This is a genomic window from Mangrovivirga cuniculi (genome assembly GCF_005166025.1).
GTDB lineage: Bacteria > Bacteroidota > Bacteroidia > Cytophagales > Cyclobacteriaceae > Mangrovivirga > Mangrovivirga cuniculi.
Genome location: NZ_CP028923.1, coordinates 1,911,492 through 1,935,920, shown reverse-complemented (window position 1 = coordinate 1,935,920; position 24,429 = coordinate 1,911,492). Strand labels below are relative to the sequence as shown.

Below are 24,429 nucleotides of genomic sequence, written 5' to 3'. Positions count from 1 at the left end.
TACAACTATGCAGGAAATAAACGAACAAAACATCCGATTAATCTTTGGCTTAAAACTCAGGCAACTCAGGATGGATAACGAACTAAGTTTGTCCGATTTATCCAAGAAAACGGGCATTTCGGTATCATATCTCAATGAAATTGAAAAAGGAAAAAAGTATCCAAAAGCGGATAAAATCGCTGCACTCGCTGAGCAATTTGAAGTAACCTACGACTGGTTGGTTTCTTTACAATTGGGTAAAAAATTAGCTCCAATCGCCGACCTTATTCGCTCAAATATTTTAAATGAATTACCATTGGAGATTTTTGGAATAGAACCTGTTGAACTAATAAATCTCCTGATGACTACCCCTACTAAATTCAATGCTTTTATATCAACCCTGATTGAAATTGGCCGAAATTACGATATGGGGGTAGAAAACTTTTACTATTCTGTACTTCGCACTTATCAGGAAATGAATGAAAATTACTTCGATGAACTCGAAAGATCAGTTGACAAGTTCTATCAACAATTTCATTTGACCAAAGGAGAAATATTGGAACACAAGCATTTGGAAAAAATTCTCATCGAAGATTTTGGAGTAAAAATATCATACACACTTCAGGACACCCACAATTCTTTAAGAGATTTAAGATCGTTACTCGTACCTGGAAAACAGCCCATGTTGCTGTTAAATAAATTTCTGACTAGTGAACAAAAAGCGTTTATTTTAGCAAAAGAGATTGGATATATATTCTTAAAGTTAGATACCAGAGAATATGCAGGATCTATGCTTGAAGTAAACAGCTTTGAAAAGGTCCTCAACAATTTTAAGGCAGCATATTTTGCAGGGGCACTTTTAATAAGAGAAAAAGCAATTACAGCCGATCTCAAAAAATTATTTAATAATGAAGGGTGGTGCCCGGATGATTTCACAGCTATAATAGAAAAATACCATTGCACTCCGGAGGTGTTTTTTCACAGGATGACCAATATTTTACCAAAGCATTTTGGACTTAAACAGCTATTTTTCCTACGCTTTACCAGGAATGAAGAGAATAAAGATATTAGCCTTACCAAGGAAATGCACCTTGCAGGACTTCACAATCCTCACGCTACTGCATTAAACCAACATTATTGTCGAAGATGGCTGAGTTTGACCCTAATGGATGACCTGGAAGAATTAAAAATATCAGGAAAATATACTACTCCGATACTTAAAGCACAGAAGTCGAGATATATCAATGGTGAAAATGAATACTTATTATTTACTGTTGCTATGCCTCGCCCCGGAACGAAAACAGTTAATTACAGTATTTCTATTGGAATTCTAATTAATAGTAAACTGAGAAAAACGATAAAATTCTCTGATGACGACAGAATAAACATCCGGATGGTAAATGAAACTTGTGAAAGATGTCCAGCAGTAGACTGTAACGAACGTGCCGCACCTCCTCATGTATTAAATCACGAGCAAAAGATAAAACAAATGAAATCGGCTATTGATAGATTAATAAGTAGAACTTAATCTTTCAAATATGGAATCTTGTTCAATTCTCAAATATTTAGAATTCTTTACATTTCGGGCTTTATCTAAAAAATAATTAACCGAGTCTGATTTATTTAGAGAATGATACCATGCAAAGTTTCTCCATAAATAGAAATTATCACTATTTATGTTTTCGCTTTTATCCAGCATTTTTTTTGCCTGTTTAACTTTTCCCATGGCAAGGTAGGCTTGTGCCTTATTATTGTAATAATTTGCACTTTTGCCTAATTTGATAGCCCTGTCAAAAGCATCAATAGACGCTTTATAATCCTCGTTTGCCAACAAAATCATTCCAAACAAATTAAATGCTTCATGCCTTTCAGCATCCTGACTTATTACAGAAAGAGTAAGATCCCTTGCTTTATCAGATTCATCTCTAAATAAATAAATCGTTCCGAGATTGATCTTCGCATCAATATTATCTGGTTGTCTTTCTAAAACATATAAGAATTTTTCCTCTGCTATATTAAAGTCTCCAATTTGCATTGATCCCATTCCTGTTATCAGTTTTAATATGGTCGAATCAGGATAATTTATTTCCATTTGAGCAGTTTCATTTACAACTTTCTTAAAATCTCCCTTTGCCAATAACGCCTGCACTTTATTTAATTTTGCATCATAGTAGTTTTCATCAAGTTGTATTGCTGTTCCTAAATAAAGTATCGCTGAATCTGGCTGTTCACTTCTCAAGAATGCTGCTCCCAGGTTGTTATATATTCTCTTATCTGTTATAGAATCTGCTAACAGGGATTTATAAAGTTTGATTGACGATTCATATTCTCCCTTATTTAAAAGAGTATTAGCCTCTTTAAATTTTGCCGTATGGTCATCGTCATTACCACATGAAAAAATAAAAATTAATATAAATAACAATATGTGTAGATTTTTCATCTTAACTCCAGGTGATTTTTTGTTAAAGATAGCTTTCAGCTGACATAATTATAAGAAAGAATTACTTACTTTTATTCTTTTAATTTGAAAATACATTCAAATGATCGATCCAAAAGACACAATAGAAGTTAACGGTTACACTCATCAGCGTTATTACCAGGATTTTTATTCAAACGAAGAAATGATTGAGAGGTCAAAGGCATTATTAGAACTATCTCTCAACAGGCGTTCTGTACGAGATTATTCCGATAAAGAAGTACCATACGAGGTGATTGAAAACATCCTGAAAACAGCTTCCTCAGCCCCAAGTGGTGCAAATAAACAACCCTGGACTTTTTGTGTAGTAAAGGATCCTGAAATAAAAAGAAAGATCAGAGAAGCAGCTGAGAAAGAAGAAAAGCAAAGCTATGAGTCACGGATGAGTGAAAGATGGTTAAAAGATCTGGAACATCTTGGCACTGATCACCACAAGCCTTTTCTTGAAACAGCACCATATTTAATTATAGTTTTTAAAAGGGTTTTCGAAATGGAGAACGGAGAAAAGCACAATAACTATTATGTGAATGAATCTGTGGGACTGGCTTGTGGTATGCTTATTTCAGCTATACACAATGCAGGATTAGTGACACTCACCCATACTCCGAGCCCCATGAATTTCCTGCATAATATTCTTGAAAGACCAGGCAATGAAAGACCCTTTTTATTATTACCGATAGGGTATCCGGCTGAGAAAACTTATGTTCCGTCGATATCTAAAAAATCAACAGATGATTATATCAAGATTTATTAAACGCCTTGCGGATAGATAAATAATCCAGAAAATAAGTCAGCCTCAAAGAAAAATTATTAGTATGCCCTGAATCTAATATACCTTCGAGATTATCTCTGTAAGAAGATTGAACAATGTTAGTTTGATCAATAGCTGCATCTTTCCAGCTGAATGTTAAAAAGCTTCCCGGAGCAAACTGCCATGAATAAACAAAATCAACATTAAATGAATTAAAATTCACATTATATTCTGAAGCGCTGTTTTCTGAAATATTACCGAATTCTGTCTCATCCATATTTCCGTCATCACCGAGTTCAAAAAACTCCTCGTAATTCGCATTTGAAAGGTAATGCCTCGCCCTGATCGTAAAAAACATTTTAGGGTTAAAAGTATACCTGGCAAATACAGTGTTAGTCACCTCAGTTCTGTCCCTACTTCCAAAATATATATTTACGTTATCATTTGTACTTTCAAGATCTACAAAACCATGTTCATTTCTTACCTTTAAATAACTCAAGTCATAATTTAAAGAGAGTGAATTAGAAACTCTAAAGTTTGGAGATATTGAAACCCAATTATCGAATTGATCTCTCTCAGGAAGTGTCCAGAAACCTGCATTTACTCTAAAGCTAAATCGTTTTCTTCTGTCAGAACTAATATTAATTCCGGTATTAAAATTCTCGGGTTTATTAAAAAATCTTCCCTGTACACGTGGTTCAAAATAATCATTTTCATCTACAGGCCTGTAAGATGCATTCCATCCAAAACTCCAGAAATTAGTTGTCTGTGCCCAAATGGAGGTATTTACTGATGCTCTTGTAAAAACTCTTGGCTCATAAAGCATATTGTAAGATGCTGAAACATAGGCCTCGGCCCTGTTAAAAATTCCGAAGCGGTTAAACTTTTCATAACCAATAAAAGCACTGTGATTAAAGTCGTTAGGTGCTCTTAAAAAACCAAGATCGTTTATATCGTAATTATCAGATTCAACACTTCTGTCAACTCCATATCTTAAGTTTCCACTTATCTTACTGGCTGATAATCTATAAGAAAAACCCTGATCAAGAACTCTTTCTCCACTTTCATTATTTTCCCACACATTGCTTAACGCTCCAAAGCCATAAAATTGAAATTTATTTTTTTTGTCCCTGAGCCTGATTTCTGTACCAGTAACATTAGCATCACGACCACCTTCTCCCCGGGTGACATTTGTATTGATAATGCTAAAGTTTGAGTTGTTCTTAAGATTTTGATCCACAACCATAACATTAAAGTTAGTATATGGATCAACAGTTACATTTCTCTGTTCGCCGGTTTCAGTATTAATTACGGTCATTTCAGTTTTATTGGTCACGGCATTTAAAAATCCGATACCCAGGCCACCTTTAGTCCTGCCTGAAATTTTTAATGAATTGATTAACGACGGGTCTCCGGGGAAAATTGCAGTACTATCTAAATCAGAGTATTCGCCAGCAATTTCTCCTGATGACTGCCCGATTCTCCTTGAATAAAAAAGACCATTCTTATCAAAAAGTTCTATTCCTTCAGTGAAAAAAGGACGGTTTTCATCGTACTTAACTTCGAACGGAGAAAGGTTTAATACTACATTATCTGATTGGACCTGGCTAAAATCAGGTATAAGTGACATGTCAAGAGTAAAAGCATCAGAAAGCCCGTATTTCAAATCCATACCGAAAGACATCTGATTGGACATCCTGCCATTAGGTTCTACTACTCCTACATATCCAATAAATGGATATAATTGTAATCTCACAGGTGGCTTTATATTCCTCAACCCCTCAAGCTTACCAAACTGATTTACAAAACCGGAAACTGAATTATCAACAAAATTCCAATAGGACTCCTCATTAGTTTCGCGAATTCTTCTCATGAAATTAATATTCCAGTTTTGAATTTCATTCTCGGGAAACCTCAATGCTGAATAAGGAATTTTCATTTCAATCTGCCAGCCTTCATCAGTGATCTTAACTGCACTACTCCAAACTGCATCCCAGTTTGTATCATCACCAGATTGAGTATAATAGACATCTGCCTGAACATTTGCGGATGTTACTTGAAATCCAAATGCATTTTGACCTTTGGCATAGGTGTCAAAAAACACTCCGAAATAATCAGAATTCAACCCACGATTATCTCTCTCTCCCATTTCAACAGGGATATCTGAAGGATTTGGATCATATAACTTCGCAGCAACATAGATTGCAAAATCATCGTAAATAACCTTTACAGAGGACCTGTAATTTGATTTGGCTCCATTCTCTGGAACTCGTTGAATAAACTTTTTTGAATTTCCTAAATTAATATCATTCCAGACCTCTTCATCAAGATCTCCATCGATGGATATGCTTTGTTCTGAAGTAAATCTTGTAGCCTTTAGACTGTTCTCTGAAAAATCTTCTGATCCGAGAATTTGAATTGAATAAACACAAAAAAACAACAGTCCTGAGAAAATTCTCCGGTCCAACATAGATTTATAATTAAAAAAAAACAAAAACAATCAACAGATACAAAAAGCTCATTGGAAAACTCTTTATATAATACAAATTTACGCACATTGATTAGATTTTGTTTCATCAAATTCTATTTCAATGTACTTTTATAAACAAGTGTAAGAAATTATACAAATATGAATATTGAAAATAGATTGAATTGGATCATAAATAAACTTAAACAAGCTGGTTCTGAGAGGGACCGAATTGGGAAACAAAAGTTCGGTATCTCATCTAATAAATCTTTTGGTGTGCGAAATCCCGAAATAAGAAGAATCGCCAAAACCATTAAACCAAAAAATAATGATTTGGCCCAAAAGTTATGGAACACGGGATATCTGGAAGCTCGTATTTTATCATCAATGATAGCTGACCCCAAAACGATAAAAAGGCAAATAATAGAAGGCTGGGCCCAAGACCTGGACAATTGGGCAGTCTGCGACCATCTATGTATGGACCTCCTTGATAAAACTACATTTTATGGTGATTTGATTTATGAATGGGCTGATTCGGAACATACATTTAAACGAAGAGCCTCTTTTGCAACTATTGCTTCATCAGCAGTTCATAATAAAAAATTAAAAAATGAAGAATTTGAGAAATATTTTGACCTGATAAAAAATAGAAGCATTTGCGAAAAAGAAAGAATTGTATTGAAAGCTATAGACTGGGCAGGCAGACAAATTGGAAAACGAAACATTCCCCTGAACAAAAATATGATTGAGCTTGCAGAAGAAATGATCAGTATTAATAAAGGAAAGTCAAAACTTGTTGGGAATATCATTTATAAGGAGATTACATGTGATAAAATTCAAACCCGAATAAAAAAGACCAAAGAATTATGAGGATTGGCTTGATATCAGATACACATTCTCACCTTGAAGAAAATGTTCTTAAATATTTTGAAGAGTGTGATGAGATCTGGCATGCAGGAGATATTGGTGATATATCAGTCTTACATACTCTAGAAAATTTCAAACCTGTCAGGGCAGTTTACGGAAATATTGATGGAAGTGATGTTATTAAGGAGGTTCCTGAAGATCAAATATTTACAATAGAAGGTTTAAAGGTGTGGATTACTCATATTGGTGGATACCCTCCAAAATACACTTCCAGAATTAAGAAAAAATTAGAAGAAATAAAGCCCGGTCTATTTATCTGTGGTCATTCTCATATTCTGAAGGTAATTCCCGATCGGGAAAGAAACCTTATTCACATGAACCCGGGTGCTGCAGGGAAAACAGGTTTTCATAAAATCAAAACAGTCCTTCGATTTTCAATTAATGCAGGTAATATTTCAGATCTTGAAGTAATTGAATTGGGGAAACGCGCCTCTCTTAAATAAAAAATGCCCTGTCAGAAACAGGGCATTGTATTTTCATAAACAAAGAAAAATTAATCTTCTTTCTTTTCTGCTTTTTTCTCTTCTTCCTTAGCAACCTTTTTTGCAGGTTTCTTTGGTGCTTTCTTGAATTCTGCAGCAGCCTCTTCAACATCTACCTTATTTATAGTAGGCTGAAAATTTTGAATCTTCATTTTTTGCTTTCTCTGTGCAGATCTTGCTTTATTTTTAAGCGCTTTTCTTTTTAATCTAGTAACTGCCATCGCTATATATAATTTTAAATTCTTATTTCTGTATTGTTAATTGGAATGCAAAAGTACAATATTTTTTCAATCTCGCTAAATATTAAGATATAAATCGCTAAAATTATCTTAAATAATAATTCATTTTAATAATTCTATCAGCATATCCCATGCTTCGAATAGCAGTTAGGAGGAATATTTCCTAGTTTTGTGCAAAAATTTTAAAGTAGCTTATAAAATGCAAAAACCTTCATTACCAAAAGGAACCAGAGATTTCGGACCGGAACAGATGGCCAGAAGAAATTATATCTTTAATAAGATAAAAAGAACCTTCGAAAAATATGGCTTTCAACCTTTGGAGACTCCTTCGATGGAAAATCTCTCGGTTTTAACAGGAAAATATGGAGATGAAGGGGATCAGTTACTTTTTAAAATTCTGAATTCTGGTGAATTTCTCAAAAAAACTTCCCCCGCTGAATATGAATCGGGTGAGAAAGCTATGTTGCCTAAAATAGCTGAAAAAGGTCTCAGATACGACCTTACTGTTCCATTTGCCCGGTACGTGGTAATGAACAGACACAATGTCAATCTTCCTTTCAAAAGATACCAGATACAACCAGTATGGCGTGCAGACAGGCCTCAAAAAGGTAGATACAGAGAATTTTTTCAGTGTGATGCAGATGTTGTGGGTACGGATTCACTTATCTGCGAAGCTGAAATAATCATGATGATGACGGAAGTTTTCGGAAAACTGGGCTTGGAGAATTATGAGATCAAAATAAACAACAGAAAACTTCTCGGAGCACTGGCAGAACTGGCCGGAGCAAGTGATAAAGAAAGTGACCTTCTTGTAGCAATCGATAAGCTCGATAAAATCGGGATCGATAAAGTAGTTGAAGAACTAAAAAGTAAAGGATTTAGTGATGAGTCACTGAATAAGATCCTGCCTGTTTTAGATCTTTCCGGGCCAAATCAGAACAAAATATCCGAATTGGAATCATTATTCTCTGACTCAGAAACCGGAAAGAAAGGAACCGAAGAAATCAAAGAAATTTTCGAAATACTTGATACAACCAACACCCCTACAGATAAAGTTTCTCTGGACCTCACCTTAGCAAGAGGTCTTAGTTATTATACCGGGGCTATATTCGAGGTAAAGCCATTAAATGTAAAAATGGGTAGCATCAGTGGTGGTGGAAGATATGATGATCTGACCGGAGTTTTTGGAATGCCCGGACTTTCAGGAGTTGGTTTTTCATTTGGAGTTGACCGCATCTATGATGTAATGGAAGAATTAAACCTGTTTCCTGATGAAGGATTGAAAACAATCGATGTCATGATCGCTCATTTTGATAATGAGTCTCTCAAATATGGTCTGGGAGTTATTTCTAAACTCAGGGCAAATGATATTTCATCAGAAATCTATCCGGACATTGCGAAGCCAAAAAAGCAATTCACTTATGCAAATAATAAAAACATCCCTTTTGTAATAGTTATTGGCAGTGAAGAAATTAAAAGTGGATTACTTTCATTTAAAAATATGAAAACCGGAGATCAGGAATCTCTTACTATTGACCAAATCATTGAGAAATTGAAATAACAGAAAAAACCCATAACCCCTAAGTAATGCAAAAAGAAAAACATCTTATTTCCAGTGAGCATCTGGACTTTGATAAGATCAATGATCTGGTAACTCATAATATTGAGGTTGAGCTTTCTGACGAAGCAAAGAACAACATTATTAAGTGTCGCGAATATCTCGATAAAACTATAAAAGAGTCTGATCAGCCAATTTATGGAATAAACACCGGCTTTGGTTCTCTATACAAGCATAGCATTAGCAAAGAAGACCTGGGGAAACTACAGGAAAACCTGGTAAAATCTCATGCTTGCGGATCGGGAAAAGAAATCGATCCGAAGATCGTTCGAATAATGCTATTATTGAAGATTCAATCTCTTTCTTATGGTAATTCCGGGGTTCAACTTTCAACAGTTGAACGATTGATCGGGATGTTCAATAATAACATTACTCCAATAATATATGAATATGGCTCTTTGGGAGCTTCTGGAGACCTTGCGCCTTTAGCTCACCTATGCCTTCCTTTGATTGGAGAGGGAAAAGTACATTATAAAGATGATGTTCTGAGTGGGAAAGAAATTAATACCATTATGGGTTGGGAACCAATTCAACTTCAAGCTAAAGAAGGTCTTGCTTTATTAAATGGAACCCAGTTCATGAGTGCTTTTGGAGTTTGGTGTCTTATCCATGCAAAAAGAATCAGTACTCTTGCAGATGTTATCGGAGCTACATCTTTGGATGCTTTTGATGGAAGAATTGAACCATTTAATGCACTTGTTCATAAAATCAGACCTCAAAAAGGCCAGATTGCCACTGCAGAACGAATCAGGAAATTATTAGAAGGTAGCGAATTGATTAAGCAGGCTAAGAAACATGTGCAAGATCCATATTCATTCAGATGTATTCCTCAGGTGCATGGGGCAAGCAAGGATGCCTTAAAATATACTTATGATGTATTTGTAACCGAAGTAAACTGTGTTACTGATAATCCGAATATTTTTCCTGAAGAAAATGAAATAATCAGTGGTGGTAATTTCCATGGGCAGCCTTTAGCATTAGCTCTTGACTTTTTAGCTATTGCACTGGCTGAGCTTGGCAATATATCTGAACGACGCACTTTTCAATTAGTAAGTGGTTCCAGAGACCTGCCTGATTTTCTAGTTGCAAAACCAGGCTTGAATTCAGGATTGATGATTCCTCAATATACTGCTGCATCTATGGTAAGCAGTAATAAGCAACTAGCCGTACCTTCTTCCACTGATTCAATTGTTTCTTCAAACGGACAGGAAGATCATGTCAGTATGGGTGCAAATTCAGCTGTTAAAGCTTTCAAGGTTATTGATAACCTTTATTCTATTCTCGGGATTGAGTTAATCTGTGCTTCTCAAGCCATTTCCTTTAGAAGACCATTGAAAACAAGTCCTTTACTTGAAGATTTTCTCAATAATTTTTGTAAAGATGTTTCGTTTATAGATATTGACCGTGTTTTACATGATGACATTGTCAATGCATCTAATTTTTTAAAACGTGTTGAGATCGATAAATATTAATATAACAAAGAGCCTTTTATTTATTTTATTCATCCTATGTCACTTTCAATTTACATTTGGACAAGTTGATAGTGACAACGGATGGTTTACAGTTGACTATGCATCAGGATGCGCTGATCTTACTGTAACAGCTACTACAAATATTGTTTCAGATCCTGCGGATGGATATATATTTGACTATAATCAAGGCCAGGACCTTGTTCTTGATACTGACCAATCATTTACCTATACAGAACCAGGCACCTATACTATAGCATATGTCAGAAATTCCTCTGCTGCCGGAGGAGATCCGCCTTTGGATTTTCTCACTGTAAAAATTTTACCCTCAGGGACAGCACCTGATTTTGACATTTTTACCTGTAAAAACAATGAGATTCTGATCGATTTTTCAAAAGATCCGAATTTTGACAATTTTGAAATTTTCTACAATGATGGTTCAAGCGATATTGTATCCTCTCCAGCAGAGCAAGTAAGACATGTTTATACTTTAGCTGGTCCTTTTAATGTTACTGTTAGAGGATTCAATCAGGGTGATGCACAAAATTGTCCAAATGAAACTGAATCAGTAATTCCTATTCCGGGCTCTTTGACCCAGACTGATTTTGAAGAGGTAATCACTGAAAATGCATCTTCTAATGATGGTAGGATAACATTGAACTTTAATCTTTCTGACAACAATATTTACAGAGTATTCCGTGCAGCAGGAAATAGTGGGTTTAATGAAATTGACACGATCAATGGCACAGAAACAACGCTAACCTATGCCGGACTAAATACCGCTTCTAATACTTACTGTTTCCGTATTGACGCCTATGATGCTTGCGATAACACTTATAATCAATCAGTCGAAGCCTGCAATCTGAAAATAAATGGTCAGGCAACTAATGCTCAGAACCAAATATCCTGGGTGACCAATACTACTCCATTGAGTAATTTGGCTATCTATAGAGATGGGAATCCGTTTGACAATATTTCTCCTGCAACTAATACTGGCTCATGGAATGATATTGACCTGATATGCAACCAGGGTTATACCTATTATTCAGAAACTTTTTATGCTGGTACTAATGACCTTAATGGTTTCTCGATGACTTCAAATTCAGTTACTCTGACAGCTTTATTTAATGAACCACTACCAGGGATCAGTAATATTGTTGCAGATATTAACGCAGATGAAAGTATATCACTGACATGGATATCACCAGATCCACAATATGAATTTCAGATTTTAAAATCGACTAATACAAGTAACCTGGTACCCATAGACCGGGTTAATGCTGAACAATATACAGATGAGGCAACCGATCTAGATCTCATTAATTGCTATTCAGTGAGAACTGCAGATAATTGTGGTAATTTTTCTGAAAATGACCCGGTAGTTTGTCCAACTATTTTGCAAGGCGAATTTATTACTTCCAGTGGTACTGCTGATCTTGAATGGACAGAATATTTGAGCGATGAATTTGTAGTAGCTCAGTATGAAGTAGAATATCTTGACGAGAGTGGAGTCTTGCTAGAAACATTATATTCAGGTCAGGATTTAAGTATAATTGAAAAGCCATTAGATGTTGTACGTTCGGCATTCTTAAGAGTCAGAATCACTTTATCAGATGGGACAGTCGTTTATAGCAATTTGATTCCTGCAGAATTATCTCCTGCTATTATACACCCAACTGCTTTCACTCCAAATGGAGACATGCTAAATGATGAAATCACTTTTTTTGGTCGTTTCATATCCAACTATAATATTTATCTTTACAATCGATGGGGTGAATTAATAAAAGAATTAGACAGTAATAACCCCACATGGAATGGTATCGTTAAAGGAAATGAAGTGGAATCCGGAACCTATGTTTATGTAATTGAAGGAGTGACAGAATCCGGAGACCCCTTTAATCAAAAAGGAAGTATAACGTTAATAAGGTAAGAAAATGTTTGATTTAGGGAATATGATGGGCAAAATCAAAGAAGCCCAAAAGAAAATGGAAGAGGCAAAAGCAGAACTTGCCAACATTCAGGTAAAAGGTGAAGCGGGGGCAGGAATGGTAATTGCCATCGTAAATTGCCAAAAGCAAGTAGTATCAATTGAGATAAATGAATCCCTTATCAATCCGGATGATAGAGAAATGATCCAGGACCTTACAGTTGCTGCTATTAATAAAGCGATGGATCAAGCTGATGAAGAGGCAAGAGCACATATGAAATCCAAAACAGAGGGAATGATTCCAAATATTCCCGGTCTTGACCTGGATAGCTTAATGAAGTAAGCTGAATGAAAAAAACTGCAATTGCAATCCTAAACTATAATGGCCTCCCCCACTTACAAAATTATTTACCGGGAGTAATTAAAGAAAGTTCTGATATAGCCGATATCTATGTAATTGAAAATGCAGGTACTGATGGTTCTTTAGAATGGATCAGGGAACATCATCCATCTGTTAAGCTAATTGAGCTTGATCAGAATTACGGATTTGCAGGCGGCTATAACAGAGGACTTCAGCATATAAATAATGAATACCTTTTACTCCTTAATTCAGATATAAAAGTTTCTGAAGGCTGGTTAGTGCCATTAGTAGATTTTCTTGATAAAAACTCAAATACTGCTGCTGTCCAGCCAAAAATCCTATCACTGCGGGAACCTCAATATTTCGAATACGCAGGTGCTGCAGGTGGCTTTATGGATAAACTGGCCTACCCATTTTGTCGTGGGCGGATTTTCAATCACCTTGAAAAGGATACAGGAAAGTATAATAATCCAACTAAAGTGTTTTGGACTTCAGGAGCCTGCATGCTAATCAGAAAAGATGTTTTTGATAAGGCAGGAGGATTTGCTGAAGATTTTTTCGCTCACATGGAAGAAATTGACCTTTGCTGGAGAATTCAAAAATTAGGACTGGATCTTTATTGCTTACCACAAAGTAAGGTATACCATTTGGGAGGTGGGACTTTACAAAAACAATCCCCATTTAAAACCTATCTTAATTTCAGGAATAATCTTCGGATGATCATACGTAATTATCCTGGAAAAGAATGGGTATTGATATTCTTTTTAAGATTATTATTAGATGCTCCTGGCGCGATTAAAATCTCCTTAGACAGTGGAATTAAGCACTTTTGGGCGGTAATAAGAGCTCATTTTAAAGTCTACGCAGAATTTCGTAACTTGATTAAACAAAGGCATGAAATTAATTCTGCCTCAAAAAGCGCAAATATGACGGGTGTCCTTAATGCCTCATTGATTCTGGAACATTATATAAAAGGTAAAAGTGCTTTTGAGGAACTGGAATCAAAAATTAATACCAAATAGTATTATTCCGTCTTCGAAGATGTTTACGAATATTTACTATCCATGCCAGTACAAGATATAAGATCAAAGGAGACCCAAAAGTTAAAAAGGAGGCATAGATAAAATATAGTCGTACACTTGAAGAAGCAATTCCAAGTTTATCGCCCAGTGCACTACACACGCCAAAGGCACGTTTCTCAAAATATTCCTGTATTTTATCCACAAGCTTCAATTTCATAGTATCAAATATAATTGTTTTCATTGAATAGGAGGATATGAAGTCCATTTATTTTGTAGAAATCAAATAATTTAACATATTTGAGCTTTAAAATAAGAAAACACGATCAATCAAAATTTCTTTAAATTATGACTCAAGCGAGAAAACTAGTCTTTGCCGCTGCCATCACAGGAATGTTGGCATTGTCAGGTTGTAGTCTTAGCCAAATGACAAAAGCGGCTAAGGAGCAACAATTGACTGTAACTCCGAATCCATTAGAGGTTCATGCAGATACAGTTGAGTATGAAATGTCCGCAGTTCTTCCTGTTAAGATGCTGAAAAAAGGCAAAGTGTACACCATTAAAAACTATTATGTTTATGGTGATCAGGAAGTAAGTGTAGGAGAGGTTTCATTCAGAGCTGAAGATTATCCTAATGCAAGCGATGAGCAGCCAAGAGAAAGTAAAACATTTTCTTTCCCTTACGACCCTGCAATGAGCAAAGGAGAACTTCAGGTTATGGGCGTTGCTTCAAACCCTGAAAACGGAAAGTTCAAGGAAACTGAAAGAATGACAGTTGCTCCTGGAATAATCACAACATCTAAATTGGTTGAAAAGCCTTTCTTCGCTGCATTTGCGGATCATGGTTATAACAACCAGGAAGAATTAATACCAACAGAAATTAACTTTTACTTCTTACAAGGAAGCTCTGTATTAAGAAGTTCAGAGAGAAGAAGTGACAGAGGTGAATACTTCAGAGGATTCATCGCTGAGAAAAACGTAACACGAACAGTGACAATCACTGGTTCTCACTCTCCAGAAGGTCCTGAAACAGTTAACACTGATCTTGCAGGAAACCGTGCTGAAGTAATCGAAAAGTATTACAAAGATCAAATGGATCGTTACGATTACAAAGGAGCTGCTGACAGCATCAACTTCATCATTAAGGAAGTTGTTCGCGACTGGACTCCATTAAAAGATTCATTAGCAAACTATGATGGTCTTACTGAAGAAGAGAAGCAGCAGGTTTACGACATTGTAAATGGTCCTGGCGTATTCGAAGAAAAAGAAGATCAATTACACGACCTTCCTTTCTACAGAAAAATGTTCAGAGATGTATATCCTCAGTTACGTTTCTCAGAGACTGAAATCTTAACAGTTAAAGAGAAGAAAACTGACGCTGAAATTTCAGTTCTTGCAAAAGGTATTTCAGAAGGAAACGCTGATGCAGATACTCTTTCAATGGAAGAACTACTATATGCAGCTACTTTAACTCCTTCTCTTGATGAGAAAGAAGCTATCTACAAAGCCGCGATTGAAAAAGAAGATAACTGGGTAGCTCACAATAACCTTGGAGCTGTTTATCTACTACAAGCTCGCGAATCAGGTGATGAAGCATTAGTTTCTTCTGCTATCAACGAAGCTGAAATAGCTAACAGAATGGAAGAAAATGCTCCTTCTCACATTGTTCTTGCAGCTGCTTACGTAATGCAGGGTAACAACCAAAAAGCATATGATGTAGCTAGAGCGGTTACTGAAATGAGTCCAAGCGCTGAAAATCAAGCTGGCCTTAACGGTGTTAAAGGAGCTCTTCAAATTATGATGGGAGAGTATGGTCCTGCGACTACTTCTCTATCTAACGCTGAAGAAAATGCTACTAACCTATTCAACAAAGGTTTAGCTCAGCTATTAAACGGCGAGACTCAAAAAGCAATGTCTTCTTTCGAAGATGCAATTGCAGCTGATAACGACTTTGCAAAAGCACATTATGCTGCTGCAGTAGCTGCTGCCAGAAGCAACAACGTTGATCAGGTTGTATCGCACCTTAGTGATGCAGTTTCTGCTGATCCTTCATTGAAGCAAAAGGCTCTTGCAGATCTTGAATTTGCTGCAGTAGCTGGAAACGCTGCTTTTACTGAGGCATTGAAATAAGAAATTTATAATTCTAATAAAAAGGTTGTCCTTACGGGCAACCTTTTTTATTTATACATAAAATGCTAAATAGATAATAGCTTTTATAATTAGGTTGTAATTGCTATTTTTGTCCAGTTTTGAAACGAAGTTAACAATGAGAGAAATACAGTTCAGAGAAGCACTTGGTGAAGCTATGTCAGAAGAAATGAGAAGAGACGAAAACGTCTTCCTCATGGGTGAAGAAGTAGCTGAATACAATGGTGCTTATAAGGTTAGCCAGGGCATGCTAGATGAATTTGGTGCAAAACGAGTAATCGATACACCAATTACAGAACTTGGATTTGCCGGTATAGGAGTGGGTGCAGCGATGAATGGCCTGAGACCTATAATAGAATTCATGACCTTTAACTTTTCGCTTGTAGCTATCGACCAGGTGATAAACTCTGCAGCTAAGATGCTTTATATGTCAGGTGGCCAGGTACCAGTTCCTATGGTATTCAGAGGACCTACCGGAAATGCAGGCCAACTTTCTGCTCAGCATTCACAAAATTTCGAAAACTGGTATGCAAATACTCCGGGACTCAAAGTTGTAGTTCCATCAAACCCTTATGATGCTAAAGGATTACTAAAATCTTCTATCAGAGATGATGATCCGGTTATCTTTATGGAATCAGAGTTGATGTATGGGGATAAAGGAGAAGTGCCTGAAGACGAGTATTTACTCCCTCTTGGTGTTGCAGACATCAAACGAGAAGGAGATGATGTAACAATTGTTTCTTTTGGTAAAATGATGAAAATAGCTCTTGAAGCAGCTGATGAGTTAAGTAAAGATAATATCTCAGCTGAAGTAATAGACCTTAGAACTGTAAGACCTATCGATTATAAGAAGGTAGTCGAGTCTGTAAAGAAAACAAATAGATTGGTAGTTGTAGAGGAAGCATGGCCTTTGGCTTCTATTTCATCGGAAATTGCTTTCCATATCCAGCATTATGCATTTGATTATCTGGATGCTCCTGTAAAAAGAGTAACCAATGAAGATATTCCTTTAGGATATGCTCCTACTTTAATTGAAGCAACTCTACCAAATGTTAAAAGAACTATTGATGCTGTAAATGCTGTTTTATACAGATAGTTTAATTGTATTATATAAAAAATAAAAGGCCTTATTTGGCCTTTTTTTATTTAATCATAAAAAAAACCCGAAGCAATGCTCCGGGTTTTATATTTTCATTTTAGGATGACTATCTTTTGAACATATTCATTGCTGACATTGCCCGTTTATTTCCAGACATTTTATTCATTGTTTTCATCATCTTTTTCATCTCATTGAATTGCTTTAGCAACTTATTTACTTCCTGAACTGTAGTACCGCTACCAGTTGCAATTCTCTGTCGTCGACTTCCATTGATAACATCCGGGTTAGATCTCTCTTCAGGAGTCATAGAAAAAATTATTGCTTCAATCGGTTTAAATGAATCATCATCTATATCCAGATTTTTGATTGCTTTCCCCATCCCTGGTATCATCGCCATCAGATCCTTAAGATTACCCATCTTTTTGATCTGCTGCAACTGAGATAAGAAATCCTCGAAATCAAACTGGTTTTTCCTGATTTTCTTGTTAAGCCTCTGAGCTTCGTCCTGATCGAAAGTTTGTTGCGCTTTCTCTACTAAAGACACAACATCTCCCATACCAAGAATCCTTCCTGCCATACGTTCCGGGAAGAACTTATCAATGGCATCCATCTTCTCTCCGGTCGAGATAAACTTAATTGGCTTATCTACTACAGTTCTGATCGAAAGTGCTGCACCACCTCGGGTATCACCGTCTAATTTGGTGAGTACAACACCATCAAAGTCTAATCGCTCGTTAAATACTTTTGCCGTATTAACAGCATCCTGACCAGTCATTGAGTCAACAACAAATAATGTTTCTGATGGATCCAAAGATTTTTTTAATCCTTCGATCTCATTCATCATCTGTTCATCAACTGCGAGACGACCCGCTGTATCGACGATTACAGTGCTCTTACCATTGTCTTTTGCGTACTTAATTGCATTTTCAGCAATTTGTTCTGCATTTTTATTTTCGGGTTCTGAGTAAACTTCAACACCTATTTGTTCACCCAGCACCTTCAACTGATCGATCGCAGCAGGACGGTAAATATCACAGGCAACTAACAAAACAGTACGACCCTGTTTTTTCAGGTAATTTGCAAGCTTACCACTAAAAGTAGTTTTACCTGAACCCTGAAGACCGGAGATAAGAATAGTAGCAGGTGAACCCTCTAGGGAAATATCTTCCTGCTTCCCTCCCATCAGCTTGGTCAACTCATCATTAGTAATCTTAATTAATAATTGACCAGGCGAAACTGTGGTTAATACATCTTTACCAAGAGCCTCTTCTTTAATAGTATCCGTAACTTCCTTAGCCACTTTGTAGTTTACATCGGCATCAATTAAAGCCCGACGTATTTCCTTAGCGGTAGTAGCAACGTTGATTTCTGTGATCTGACCTTTACCTTTTAACGTCTGAAAGGCCTTATCTAATTTATATGAAAGATTTTCGAACATATCCAGTTTTATTTTGTCGCAAAATTAAGCAAAAATACCTCATTTAACAGCCCATGAATTGTATAATCCAAAATCCTTGCTGATATTGCCTCAAATTTACAATTAGATTTTAAGTAAGCCTGCTACTAAAAGGTATTTTTTAAGGATACGCAAAGAAATAAATCAACTCAATAATGAAATTGAAAAAAATAAATTTCGCTACGGAAGTTCTACCTCATATTATAGCAATTATTGTTTTCTTACTTATTACTGTGGGGTTCTTTTCTCCGGTATTCTTTGATAACATGGCTATAAATCAGCATGATATTACTCAATGGAAAGGCGGAGCACAGTCTGTAATCGAATATCGAGATAATACTGATAAGGAAACTTTATGGGCTGATGGAATGTTTAGCGGGATGCCTGCCTATTTAGTTAATGTAAACTGGAGTAATGGGCCTGTTAAGGCATTGCATGAAATTTTCAGTGTAGCATTACCGCATCCGGTCCGAATGATCTTCATTGCGTTTTTATCTTTTTATATATTATTACTTTCATATAAAGTCCGGCCATACGTTGCAATAGCAGGTGCAATCTCTTTTGGACTCTCCAGTTTTTTAATTATCGGATTGAGTGCTGGACACAATGCCAGAATAGGTGCTATTGCTTATATGCCTCTTGTACTTGCAGGAATAAAGCTCGTCTTTAGGGATAAGTTCATATTAGGCGCCGCATTGACTGCAGCTGCATTAGCGCTTCACTTAAGATTAAATCACCTTCAAATCACCTATTACTTACTATTTATCGTTTTTGGCTTTGGTATTAATGAATTAGTATTTGCTATTAAAGAAAAGCATTTCTCTTCATTATTTAAAAAAGTAGGAGTTTTAGTATTCGCAGCTATTATTGGTGTAGGAACATTCGCAGGTGAAATGGCCGCCACATATAAATACAGTAAGTATTCGATTCGAGGAAAATCACCAATTGAATCTGCAGATCAAACAGGACTTTCAAAAGATTATGCATTCGAGTATAGCAATGGCACATTTGAATGGATGACATTATTTATTCCGAATATTTATGGAGGATCTCAAGGTGAAGAATTGAGTGAAGATAGTAATGTAGCCAATGCGATGGCTGCACAGGGATTTCCTCAAAACCAGATTAGATCGCAAATCAAAAGCTTACCTACTTATTGGGGTGACCAGAGACTGACTGCTCCTTATTATGCCGGAGCTATTTCCTGTTTTCTTTTTATCCTGGGCATCATATTTGCAGATTCCAGAAATAAATGGTGGCTGGTGACAATTGCTGTAATTGGAATATTTTTATCGATGGGAGATAACCTCCCTTCTTTAAATTATTTCCTTTTTGATAATTTCCCTCTTTACAATAAATTCAGGTCTGTAACTTTCACAATTATCATTTCAATTTTTGCAATAAACCTATTAGGATTTATTGGCTTCAATGAACTATTAAAAAATGAATTTAATAAAGAGATCCAAAAGAAATTCTTAATTGGTGCCGGCGTGGCATCTGGTATTTGCTTATTGATTATTTTAGTTGCAGGAGGGATCAATACTTCCGGAGCTGTTGATCAGCAATTAAATGCCCCGGCATGGTTTACAAATGCTCTCAAACAGGACAGAGTGGCTCTTATGAGGGCTGATAGTTTCAGGTCATTGATTTACGTCTTACTTGCCGCAGCAGCAATTTTCTTTACTTTGAAAAAGAAAATAAGCCTCAATATCGGCATGATAGCAATAATTGTTTTAGTTCTAATCGATCATTGGGGTGTGGATAACAGATATTTTGGAGACAAGAATTTTGTCAAAGCAAGAAATGCATTGAACATATCGAAAACTCCGGCAGATGAAGCAATCTTATCAGATCCGGCTGAACATTACCGTGTATTAAACCTGGCCAATCCATTTAATGAAGCAAGAACATCTTATTTTCATGAATCAATTGGAGGGTATCACGGCGCAAAACTGGGAAGATACCAGGATCTAATAGAATATAATATCAGTCCTGAAATGCAAAGCCTGGTTCAAAATCTTCAATCAGGAAATGCTTCTTTTAACTCAATCCCTGTTATCAATATGCTTAACACCAAATACATTAAATATGGTGATCAGGCAGAACAGGTAATTAGAAACCCAGAGGCAAACGGCCCGGCATGGGCTATATCACAAGTGAAAGAATTAAGTTCGGCTCAAGCTGTTCTTGAAAACCTTTCGGCTATTAATACCGAAACTACAGCACTTGTTTATTCTGATGATGAACATAAAATTACACCTGGTAATTATAATGCTAATGCTCAAATTTCTCTGACTCAGTATGAACCAAGTAACCTGGTTTATAACGCAAAAACTAATGGAAAAACAGTCTTTGTATTTAGCGATATATTTTACCCCGAAGGATGGACAGCTATAGTTAATGGGAAAGAAACTCCAATTAAGAGAGTGAATTATTTGCTAAGGGCAATTGAAATTGACAGAAGTGGAGATTTTGAAATTGCGCTAATTTTCAGACCTGAAGTGTATTATAGTCTTAATCCCTTAACAGCAATAAGCTCCTGGTTAATGGTTATAGTGCTAATTCTGGGCATCGGATATTCATTCTTCACCAAAAGAGATTAAGATACGAAACACATAAAAAAAGAGGCAACTGAATAAAATTCAATTGCCTCTTTGTTATTTTAATATCATTTAATTGCTCAATTCTCTCAAACCTCCTCTTCAATAACTGAAGCAAGTTTCTTAGTTAGATTTTTTCTGGAATATGGTGATTCTTTGCGAATCTTATATCCTTTATTTTGATTTTCTATGTATCGATTATACGCTGACTCGATATTTCCCTTGATTTTATTAATATCATCCGGATCGGCAACCCAACCACATTCACCATCTCTAATTAATTCAGCAGCATCTCCATTTTCATCTATAACTCCAATTATTGGTCTTCCGGATGCAACATATTCAAACAACTTGCCTGTCAGAAACCCTTTACTGTTACTGAATTTTGATAACAAAAGAAGAAGAGCAGCTGATCGTCCAACCAAATCAAACACTTCATCATGTGAAAGGTACTTTCCAATTTTAACGACATCCTTTAAAGTCTGATCGGTAAGCATATCACCAAAAAACGACTCGCTTATAATACCATGAATTCGAACTTCGGTTTCTTCAATTCGTTCCGGATGTTCCTCTAACCATTGTTTTAATGCTTCCAGAAAGGGTTTTGGATCTCTCAAATCATCAATAGTTCCGACGTACGAAATTAAAAACTTCTCTGGCGAAAGTTCATTCAATCTCTCCGGTATATCTTCATGATCAAATCCATTACTAATTACTTTTACATTTGTTGCTCCCAATCTTCCCAGGTCATCAGCCATTCCCGGACTTACGGTAATAACCGCTTTGGCATTTTTAAACACTTTCTTTTCATACATTCGATGAATTTTTAAAACAGGAGCAGAAACCTTCAAGTGTTTTAATTGATGCCATTCAGACCAGGGGTCTCTGAAATCAGCAATCCAGGGTATACCAGTCTTTTTACTCAATTTTTCACCTATTAAATGCATGCTATGAGGTGGTCCGGTAGAAATAATCAAATCAATATTTCTATCCTTTAGCCATTGAGATAAAAATTTAACCGACGGTTTTACCCAAAACACTCTTGGATCAGGAACAATAAGATTACCCCTGGCCCAGACAATCATTTCCTGAAGTAGAGTGCGATTTTTGTTATCAAAGGCCTGCCCGGCCTTTTTCTCAGAATCAGACTTACCAGGTAATAATTTATAAGGTTCCCAAATAGGAAATTTTATAACCTCCAGTTCGTTATCTATATCCTTCAGAAGTGACTCATCTTTGAATGCAAACGTTGGATTTTCTGGAGTAAAGACAACCGGGTTTACACCAAACTCTGGTAAATATTTGGTAAATTTTAGCCAACGTTGCACTCCTCCCCCTCCGCTGGGAGGCCAATAGTAAGAAATTATTAAAATATTGTGCATTTAATTTAAGTTTTGTCAAATCTTTGCAAATATAAATTTTGAAGATACCGCATGAATTGAAAATAAATTAATATTATGCGAATTAATTTAAAAAGGTTAAAATAGGCATGAAAAAAATTGGTGTATTTACTTCAGGTGGTGACGCGCCGGGTATGAATGCTGCCCTGAGAGCAGTAGTCAGAGGGTGTATTTACTATGGTATTGAAGTATACGGCATAAGGTACGGATATAAAGGAATGATCGAAGGTGATATCATACCACTCAACTCTCATTCTGTAAGTAATATTATTCAACGAGCCGGAACAGTACTTAAATCTGCTAGATGCCAGGAATTCAGAGAGCCCGAAGGAAGAAAAAAGGCTTTTGACAACTTGAAAAAATTTGGTATCGATGCATTAATTGCAATTGGAGGTGATGGTACATTCACTGGAGCTAAGGTATTTTTTGAAGAGCATGCCATTCCTGTAATAGGAATCCCCGGCACTATTGACAATGATATCTATGGTACTGATAAAACTATTGGGTTTGACACTGCTGTCAATACAGCTTTAAGTGCCGTAGACAATATCAGGGATACAGCTGATTCTCATGATCGGGTATTTTTTATTGAAGTTATGGGACGTGACTCAGGTTATATCGCAATTCAGTCTGGAATCGGTGGCGGAGCAGAAATGGTTATGGTTCCTGAAACCAAGACCACTATCAATGAAGTAATTGAAGCGCTGCAAAAAGGATGGAGCCGAAGCAAAACTTCAAGTATCGTTGTGATTGCTGAAGGTGATGAAGAGGGTAACGCATTTGAAATTTCGGAAAAAGTAAAAGCCAGGGTTAAAGACCTTAAGGATATTAGAGTTACCATTCTCGGGCACGTACAAAGAGGTGGAACACCAACTGCTCAAGACAGAATCCTTGCAAGCAGATTAGGACTATCTGCTGTAGAAGGATTAAGAGACGGAAAATCAGGAGTAATGGTTGGTGTAATAAATGATGAAGTTACATTTACATCATTTGGTGATAGCATAACGAAGCAGAAACCATTAAATAAAGACCTTATCCGGATGGTAGAAATTTTAAGCATATAAATAGGTAGTATATAAAAAAGGGGCTGTTTATCAGCCCTTTTTTATTTTCTCTATTTCTTTATCAATTCTGTCTGTGATCGATTCAAAATCCTTCAGATCGATCCATTCAAAATCTTCTCTTTTAAACCACGTCAGTTGTCTTTTAGCATACCTGCGTGAGTTTCTTTTTAATAACCTAACTGCCTCGTCATAATCATACTCATTATCCAGGTAACTAATCACTTCCTGGTAACCAACAGTTTTTAATGGCTGCAGTTCTTTAAACTCATACAAAGATTCGGCCTCCTTAAATAATCCTTTTTCAATCATTTTATCCATTCGATGATTGATTCTCTGATATAGCCTATCCCTGTCAACATCAATAGCCATCTTTAGAACGTTTAAATCGCTTCTACCAGACGATCCCTTTCTAAAGGCTGAATACCTTTGACCTGAAGCTTCAATCACCTCCAGAGCTCTTATTAGCCTCCGAGGGTTATTTAAATCAACAACTTCATAATATTCCGGATCTGCAGATTTCAACTTCTCCTGTAAATGCTCTATACCCTCTGTTTCAAATTCTCGATTTAATTCCTCCCTGATTTCAGATGGGACTTCAGGAAATTCATCCAATCCATCGTAAAGTGCTTTCATATATAGGCCAGTACCCCCAACGACAAATATTATTTTCTCTTCTGAATTTTTAATTATATCCAGGGCTTCTCTTTCGAAATCCCCTGCATTCATCGGATTTTGAACACTTCTATCATCAACTAAAAAGTGCTTCACCTCGGACAATTCATCAGAAGATGGTTTTGCTGTACCAATAGTCATTTCCTGGTACATTTGTCTGGAATCAGCGCTGATCACAAAAGTCGAATACCTTTTTGCCAATGATATACCTAAACCGGTTTTCCCACTAGCTGTTGGTCCTCCAATAAAAACAATAAGTGGATTAGCCATTTTAG

Annotated in this window: 20 protein-coding genes; 13 read left to right on the top strand and 7 right to left on the bottom strand. The window is 36.2% G+C overall.

Annotated elements, in window-relative coordinates:
* Positions 1–7: 7 nt before the first annotated feature.
* Positions 8–1,507, top strand: coding sequence for a helix-turn-helix domain-containing protein (locus DCC35_RS08590; protein WP_137090396.1), 1,500 nt, complete (start codon positions 8–10; stop codon positions 1,505–1,507).
* Here DCC35_RS08590 and DCC35_RS08585 read toward each other — a convergent pair.
* Positions 1,490–2,419, bottom strand: a complete 930-nt coding sequence (locus DCC35_RS08585; RefSeq protein WP_137090395.1) for a tetratricopeptide repeat protein — start codon at positions 2,417–2,419, stop codon at positions 1,490–1,492. The two genes, DCC35_RS08590 and DCC35_RS08585, sit on opposite strands and share 18 nt — an antisense overlap.
* Positions 2,420–2,519: 100 nt before the next feature.
* Between DCC35_RS08585 and DCC35_RS08580 the strand changes: the two genes are divergently transcribed.
* Positions 2,520–3,209 (top strand): nitroreductase family protein, encoded by a 690-nt coding sequence (locus DCC35_RS08580; protein ID WP_137090394.1) that lies wholly within the window; start codon positions 2,520–2,522, stop codon positions 3,207–3,209.
* Here DCC35_RS08580 and DCC35_RS08575 read toward each other — a convergent pair.
* Positions 3,196–5,676: a DUF5916 domain-containing protein gene (locus tag DCC35_RS08575; protein WP_137090393.1), complete on the bottom strand. Its 2,481-nt coding sequence runs from the start codon at positions 5,674–5,676 to the stop codon at positions 3,196–3,198. The genes DCC35_RS08580 and DCC35_RS08575 overlap by 14 nt on opposite strands.
* Before the next feature lie 159 nt (positions 5,677–5,835).
* On the opposite strand from DCC35_RS08575, the gene DCC35_RS08570 reads away from it, so the two are divergent.
* Together DCC35_RS08570 and DCC35_RS08565 are read left to right on the top strand one after the other, a co-directional pair.
* The gene (locus tag DCC35_RS08570) at positions 5,836–6,543 is read left to right on the top strand and encodes a DNA alkylation repair protein (protein WP_137090392.1); all 708 of its coding nucleotides are present in this window, start codon (positions 5,836–5,838) and stop codon (positions 6,541–6,543) included.
* Positions 6,540–7,043 (top strand): metallophosphoesterase family protein, encoded by a 504-nt coding sequence (locus DCC35_RS08565; RefSeq protein WP_175402766.1) that lies wholly within the window; start codon positions 6,540–6,542, stop codon positions 7,041–7,043. The genes DCC35_RS08570 and DCC35_RS08565 overlap by 4 nt, the downstream gene beginning before the upstream one ends.
* A 50-nt stretch (positions 7,044–7,093) precedes the next feature.
* Here DCC35_RS08565 and DCC35_RS08560 read toward each other — a convergent pair whose 3' ends face one another.
* Positions 7,094–7,303, bottom strand: a complete 210-nt coding sequence (locus DCC35_RS08560) for a hypothetical protein (RefSeq protein WP_137090390.1) — start codon at positions 7,301–7,303, stop codon at positions 7,094–7,096.
* Between the two features lie 217 nt (positions 7,304–7,520).
* Between DCC35_RS08560 and hisS the strand changes: the two genes are divergently transcribed.
* From hisS to DCC35_RS08535, 5 genes are read left to right on the top strand one after another with little or no spacing between them, the layout of a single operon-like run.
* Positions 7,521–8,882 carry a histidine--tRNA ligase gene (gene hisS, locus DCC35_RS08555; protein ID WP_137090389.1) on the top strand — a complete coding sequence of 454 codons (1,362 nt, stop codon included), beginning with the start codon at positions 7,521–7,523 and terminating at the stop codon, positions 8,880–8,882.
* Positions 8,883–8,908: 26 nt separating this feature from the next.
* Entirely contained in the window at positions 8,909–10,411 is a 1,503-nt protein-coding gene (hutH, locus tag DCC35_RS08550) for a histidine ammonia-lyase (protein WP_137090388.1), read from the top strand.
* Positions 10,389–12,338: a T9SS type B sorting domain-containing protein gene (locus DCC35_RS08545; protein WP_137090387.1), complete on the top strand. Its 1,950-nt coding sequence runs from the start codon at positions 10,389–10,391 to the stop codon at positions 12,336–12,338. Before hutH ends, DCC35_RS08545 begins: the two co-directional genes overlap by 23 nt.
* Before the next feature lie 4 nt (positions 12,339–12,342).
* A complete protein-coding gene (locus tag DCC35_RS08540) occupies positions 12,343–12,678 on the top strand; it encodes a YbaB/EbfC family nucleoid-associated protein (protein WP_137090386.1) in 336 nt (111 codons plus the stop codon).
* Between the two features lie 5 nt (positions 12,679–12,683).
* Positions 12,684–13,718, top strand: coding sequence for a glycosyltransferase family 2 protein (locus DCC35_RS08535; RefSeq protein WP_137090385.1), 1,035 nt, complete (start codon positions 12,684–12,686; stop codon positions 13,716–13,718).
* On the opposite strand, the gene DCC35_RS08530 is transcribed toward DCC35_RS08535, so the two are convergent.
* Complete coding sequence (locus DCC35_RS08530; protein ID WP_305067168.1) at positions 13,705–13,959, bottom strand: PspC domain-containing protein; 255 nt, start codon at positions 13,957–13,959, stop codon at positions 13,705–13,707. The genes DCC35_RS08535 and DCC35_RS08530 overlap by 14 nt on opposite strands.
* Positions 13,960–14,063: 104 nt before the next feature.
* Between DCC35_RS08530 and DCC35_RS08525 the strand changes: the two genes are divergently transcribed.
* Both DCC35_RS08525 and DCC35_RS08520 read left to right on the top strand, forming a co-directional pair.
* Entirely contained in the window at positions 14,064–15,845 is a 1,782-nt protein-coding gene (locus DCC35_RS08525) for a tetratricopeptide repeat protein (protein WP_137090384.1), read from the top strand.
* 136 nt (positions 15,846–15,981) lie between these two features.
* Positions 15,982–16,959 (top strand): pyruvate dehydrogenase complex E1 component subunit beta, encoded by a 978-nt coding sequence (locus tag DCC35_RS08520; protein ID WP_137090383.1) that lies wholly within the window; start codon positions 15,982–15,984, stop codon positions 16,957–16,959.
* A gap of 109 nt (positions 16,960–17,068) precedes the next feature.
* On the opposite strand, the gene ffh is transcribed toward DCC35_RS08520, so the two are convergent.
* Positions 17,069–18,400 (bottom strand): signal recognition particle protein, encoded by a 1,332-nt coding sequence (gene ffh, locus DCC35_RS08515; protein WP_137090382.1) that lies wholly within the window; start codon positions 18,398–18,400, stop codon positions 17,069–17,071.
* A 173-nt stretch (positions 18,401–18,573) separates the two neighbouring features.
* On the opposite strand from ffh, the gene DCC35_RS08510 reads away from it, so the two are divergent.
* A complete protein-coding gene (locus tag DCC35_RS08510) occupies positions 18,574–21,021 on the top strand; it encodes a hypothetical protein (RefSeq protein ID WP_137090381.1) in 2,448 nt (815 codons plus the stop codon).
* An 86-nt stretch (positions 21,022–21,107) separates the two neighbouring features.
* On the opposite strand, the gene DCC35_RS08505 is transcribed toward DCC35_RS08510, so the two are convergent.
* Positions 21,108–22,400, bottom strand: a complete 1,293-nt coding sequence (locus DCC35_RS08505) for a glycosyltransferase family 4 protein (protein ID WP_137090380.1) — start codon at positions 22,398–22,400, stop codon at positions 21,108–21,110.
* A 107-nt stretch (positions 22,401–22,507) separates the two neighbouring features.
* On the opposite strand from DCC35_RS08505, the gene pfkA reads away from it, so the two are divergent.
* Complete coding sequence (gene pfkA, locus DCC35_RS08500; protein ID WP_137090379.1) at positions 22,508–23,482, top strand: 6-phosphofructokinase; 975 nt, start codon at positions 22,508–22,510, stop codon at positions 23,480–23,482.
* Positions 23,483–23,512: 30 nt separating this feature from the next.
* On the opposite strand, the gene miaA is transcribed toward pfkA, so the two are convergent.
* On the bottom strand, positions 23,513–24,424 hold the full coding sequence (gene miaA / locus DCC35_RS08495) for a tRNA (adenosine(37)-N6)-dimethylallyltransferase MiaA (RefSeq protein ID WP_137090378.1): 912 nt from the start codon (positions 24,422–24,424) through the stop codon (positions 23,513–23,515).
* Positions 24,425–24,429: the final 5 nt, after the last annotated feature.

Bases quoted from the DNA above. Each gene is read 5' to 3' on its own strand.
- DCC35_RS08590 (WP_137090396.1), top strand. From the start codon at position 8: ATGCAGGAAATAAACGAACAAAACATCCGATTAATCTTTGGCTTAAAA.
- DCC35_RS08585 (WP_137090395.1), bottom strand. From the start codon at position 2,419: ATGAAAAATCTACACATATTGTTATTTATATTAATTTTTATTTTTTCA.
- DCC35_RS08580 (WP_137090394.1), top strand. From the start codon at position 2,520: ATGATCGATCCAAAAGACACAATAGAAGTTAACGGTTACACTCATCAG.
- DCC35_RS08575 (WP_137090393.1), bottom strand. From the start codon at position 5,676: ATGTTGGACCGGAGAATTTTCTCAGGACTGTTGTTTTTTTGTGTTTAT.
- DCC35_RS08570 (WP_137090392.1), top strand. From the start codon at position 5,836: ATGAATATTGAAAATAGATTGAATTGGATCATAAATAAACTTAAACAA.
- DCC35_RS08565 (WP_175402766.1), top strand. From the start codon at position 6,540: ATGAGGATTGGCTTGATATCAGATACACATTCTCACCTTGAAGAAAAT.
- DCC35_RS08560 (WP_137090390.1), bottom strand. From the start codon at position 7,303: ATGGCAGTTACTAGATTAAAAAGAAAAGCGCTTAAAAATAAAGCAAGA.
- hisS (WP_137090389.1), top strand. From the start codon at position 7,521: ATGCAAAAACCTTCATTACCAAAAGGAACCAGAGATTTCGGACCGGAA.
- hutH (WP_137090388.1), top strand. From the start codon at position 8,909: ATGCAAAAAGAAAAACATCTTATTTCCAGTGAGCATCTGGACTTTGAT.
- DCC35_RS08540 (WP_137090386.1), top strand. From the start codon at position 12,343: ATGTTTGATTTAGGGAATATGATGGGCAAAATCAAAGAAGCCCAAAAG.
- DCC35_RS08535 (WP_137090385.1), top strand. From the start codon at position 12,684: ATGAAAAAAACTGCAATTGCAATCCTAAACTATAATGGCCTCCCCCAC.
- DCC35_RS08530 (WP_305067168.1), bottom strand. From the start codon at position 13,959: ATGAAAACAATTATATTTGATACTATGAAATTGAAGCTTGTGGATAAA.
- DCC35_RS08525 (WP_137090384.1), top strand. From the start codon at position 14,064: ATGACTCAAGCGAGAAAACTAGTCTTTGCCGCTGCCATCACAGGAATG.
- DCC35_RS08520 (WP_137090383.1), top strand. From the start codon at position 15,982: ATGAGAGAAATACAGTTCAGAGAAGCACTTGGTGAAGCTATGTCAGAA.
- ffh (WP_137090382.1), bottom strand. From the start codon at position 18,400: ATGTTCGAAAATCTTTCATATAAATTAGATAAGGCCTTTCAGACGTTA.
- DCC35_RS08510 (WP_137090381.1), top strand. From the start codon at position 18,574: ATGAAATTGAAAAAAATAAATTTCGCTACGGAAGTTCTACCTCATATT.
- DCC35_RS08505 (WP_137090380.1), bottom strand. From the start codon at position 22,400: ATGCACAATATTTTAATAATTTCTTACTATTGGCCTCCCAGCGGAGGG.
- pfkA (WP_137090379.1), top strand. From the start codon at position 22,508: ATGAAAAAAATTGGTGTATTTACTTCAGGTGGTGACGCGCCGGGTATG.
- miaA (WP_137090378.1), bottom strand. From the start codon at position 24,424: ATGGCTAATCCACTTATTGTTTTTATTGGAGGACCAACAGCTAGTGGG.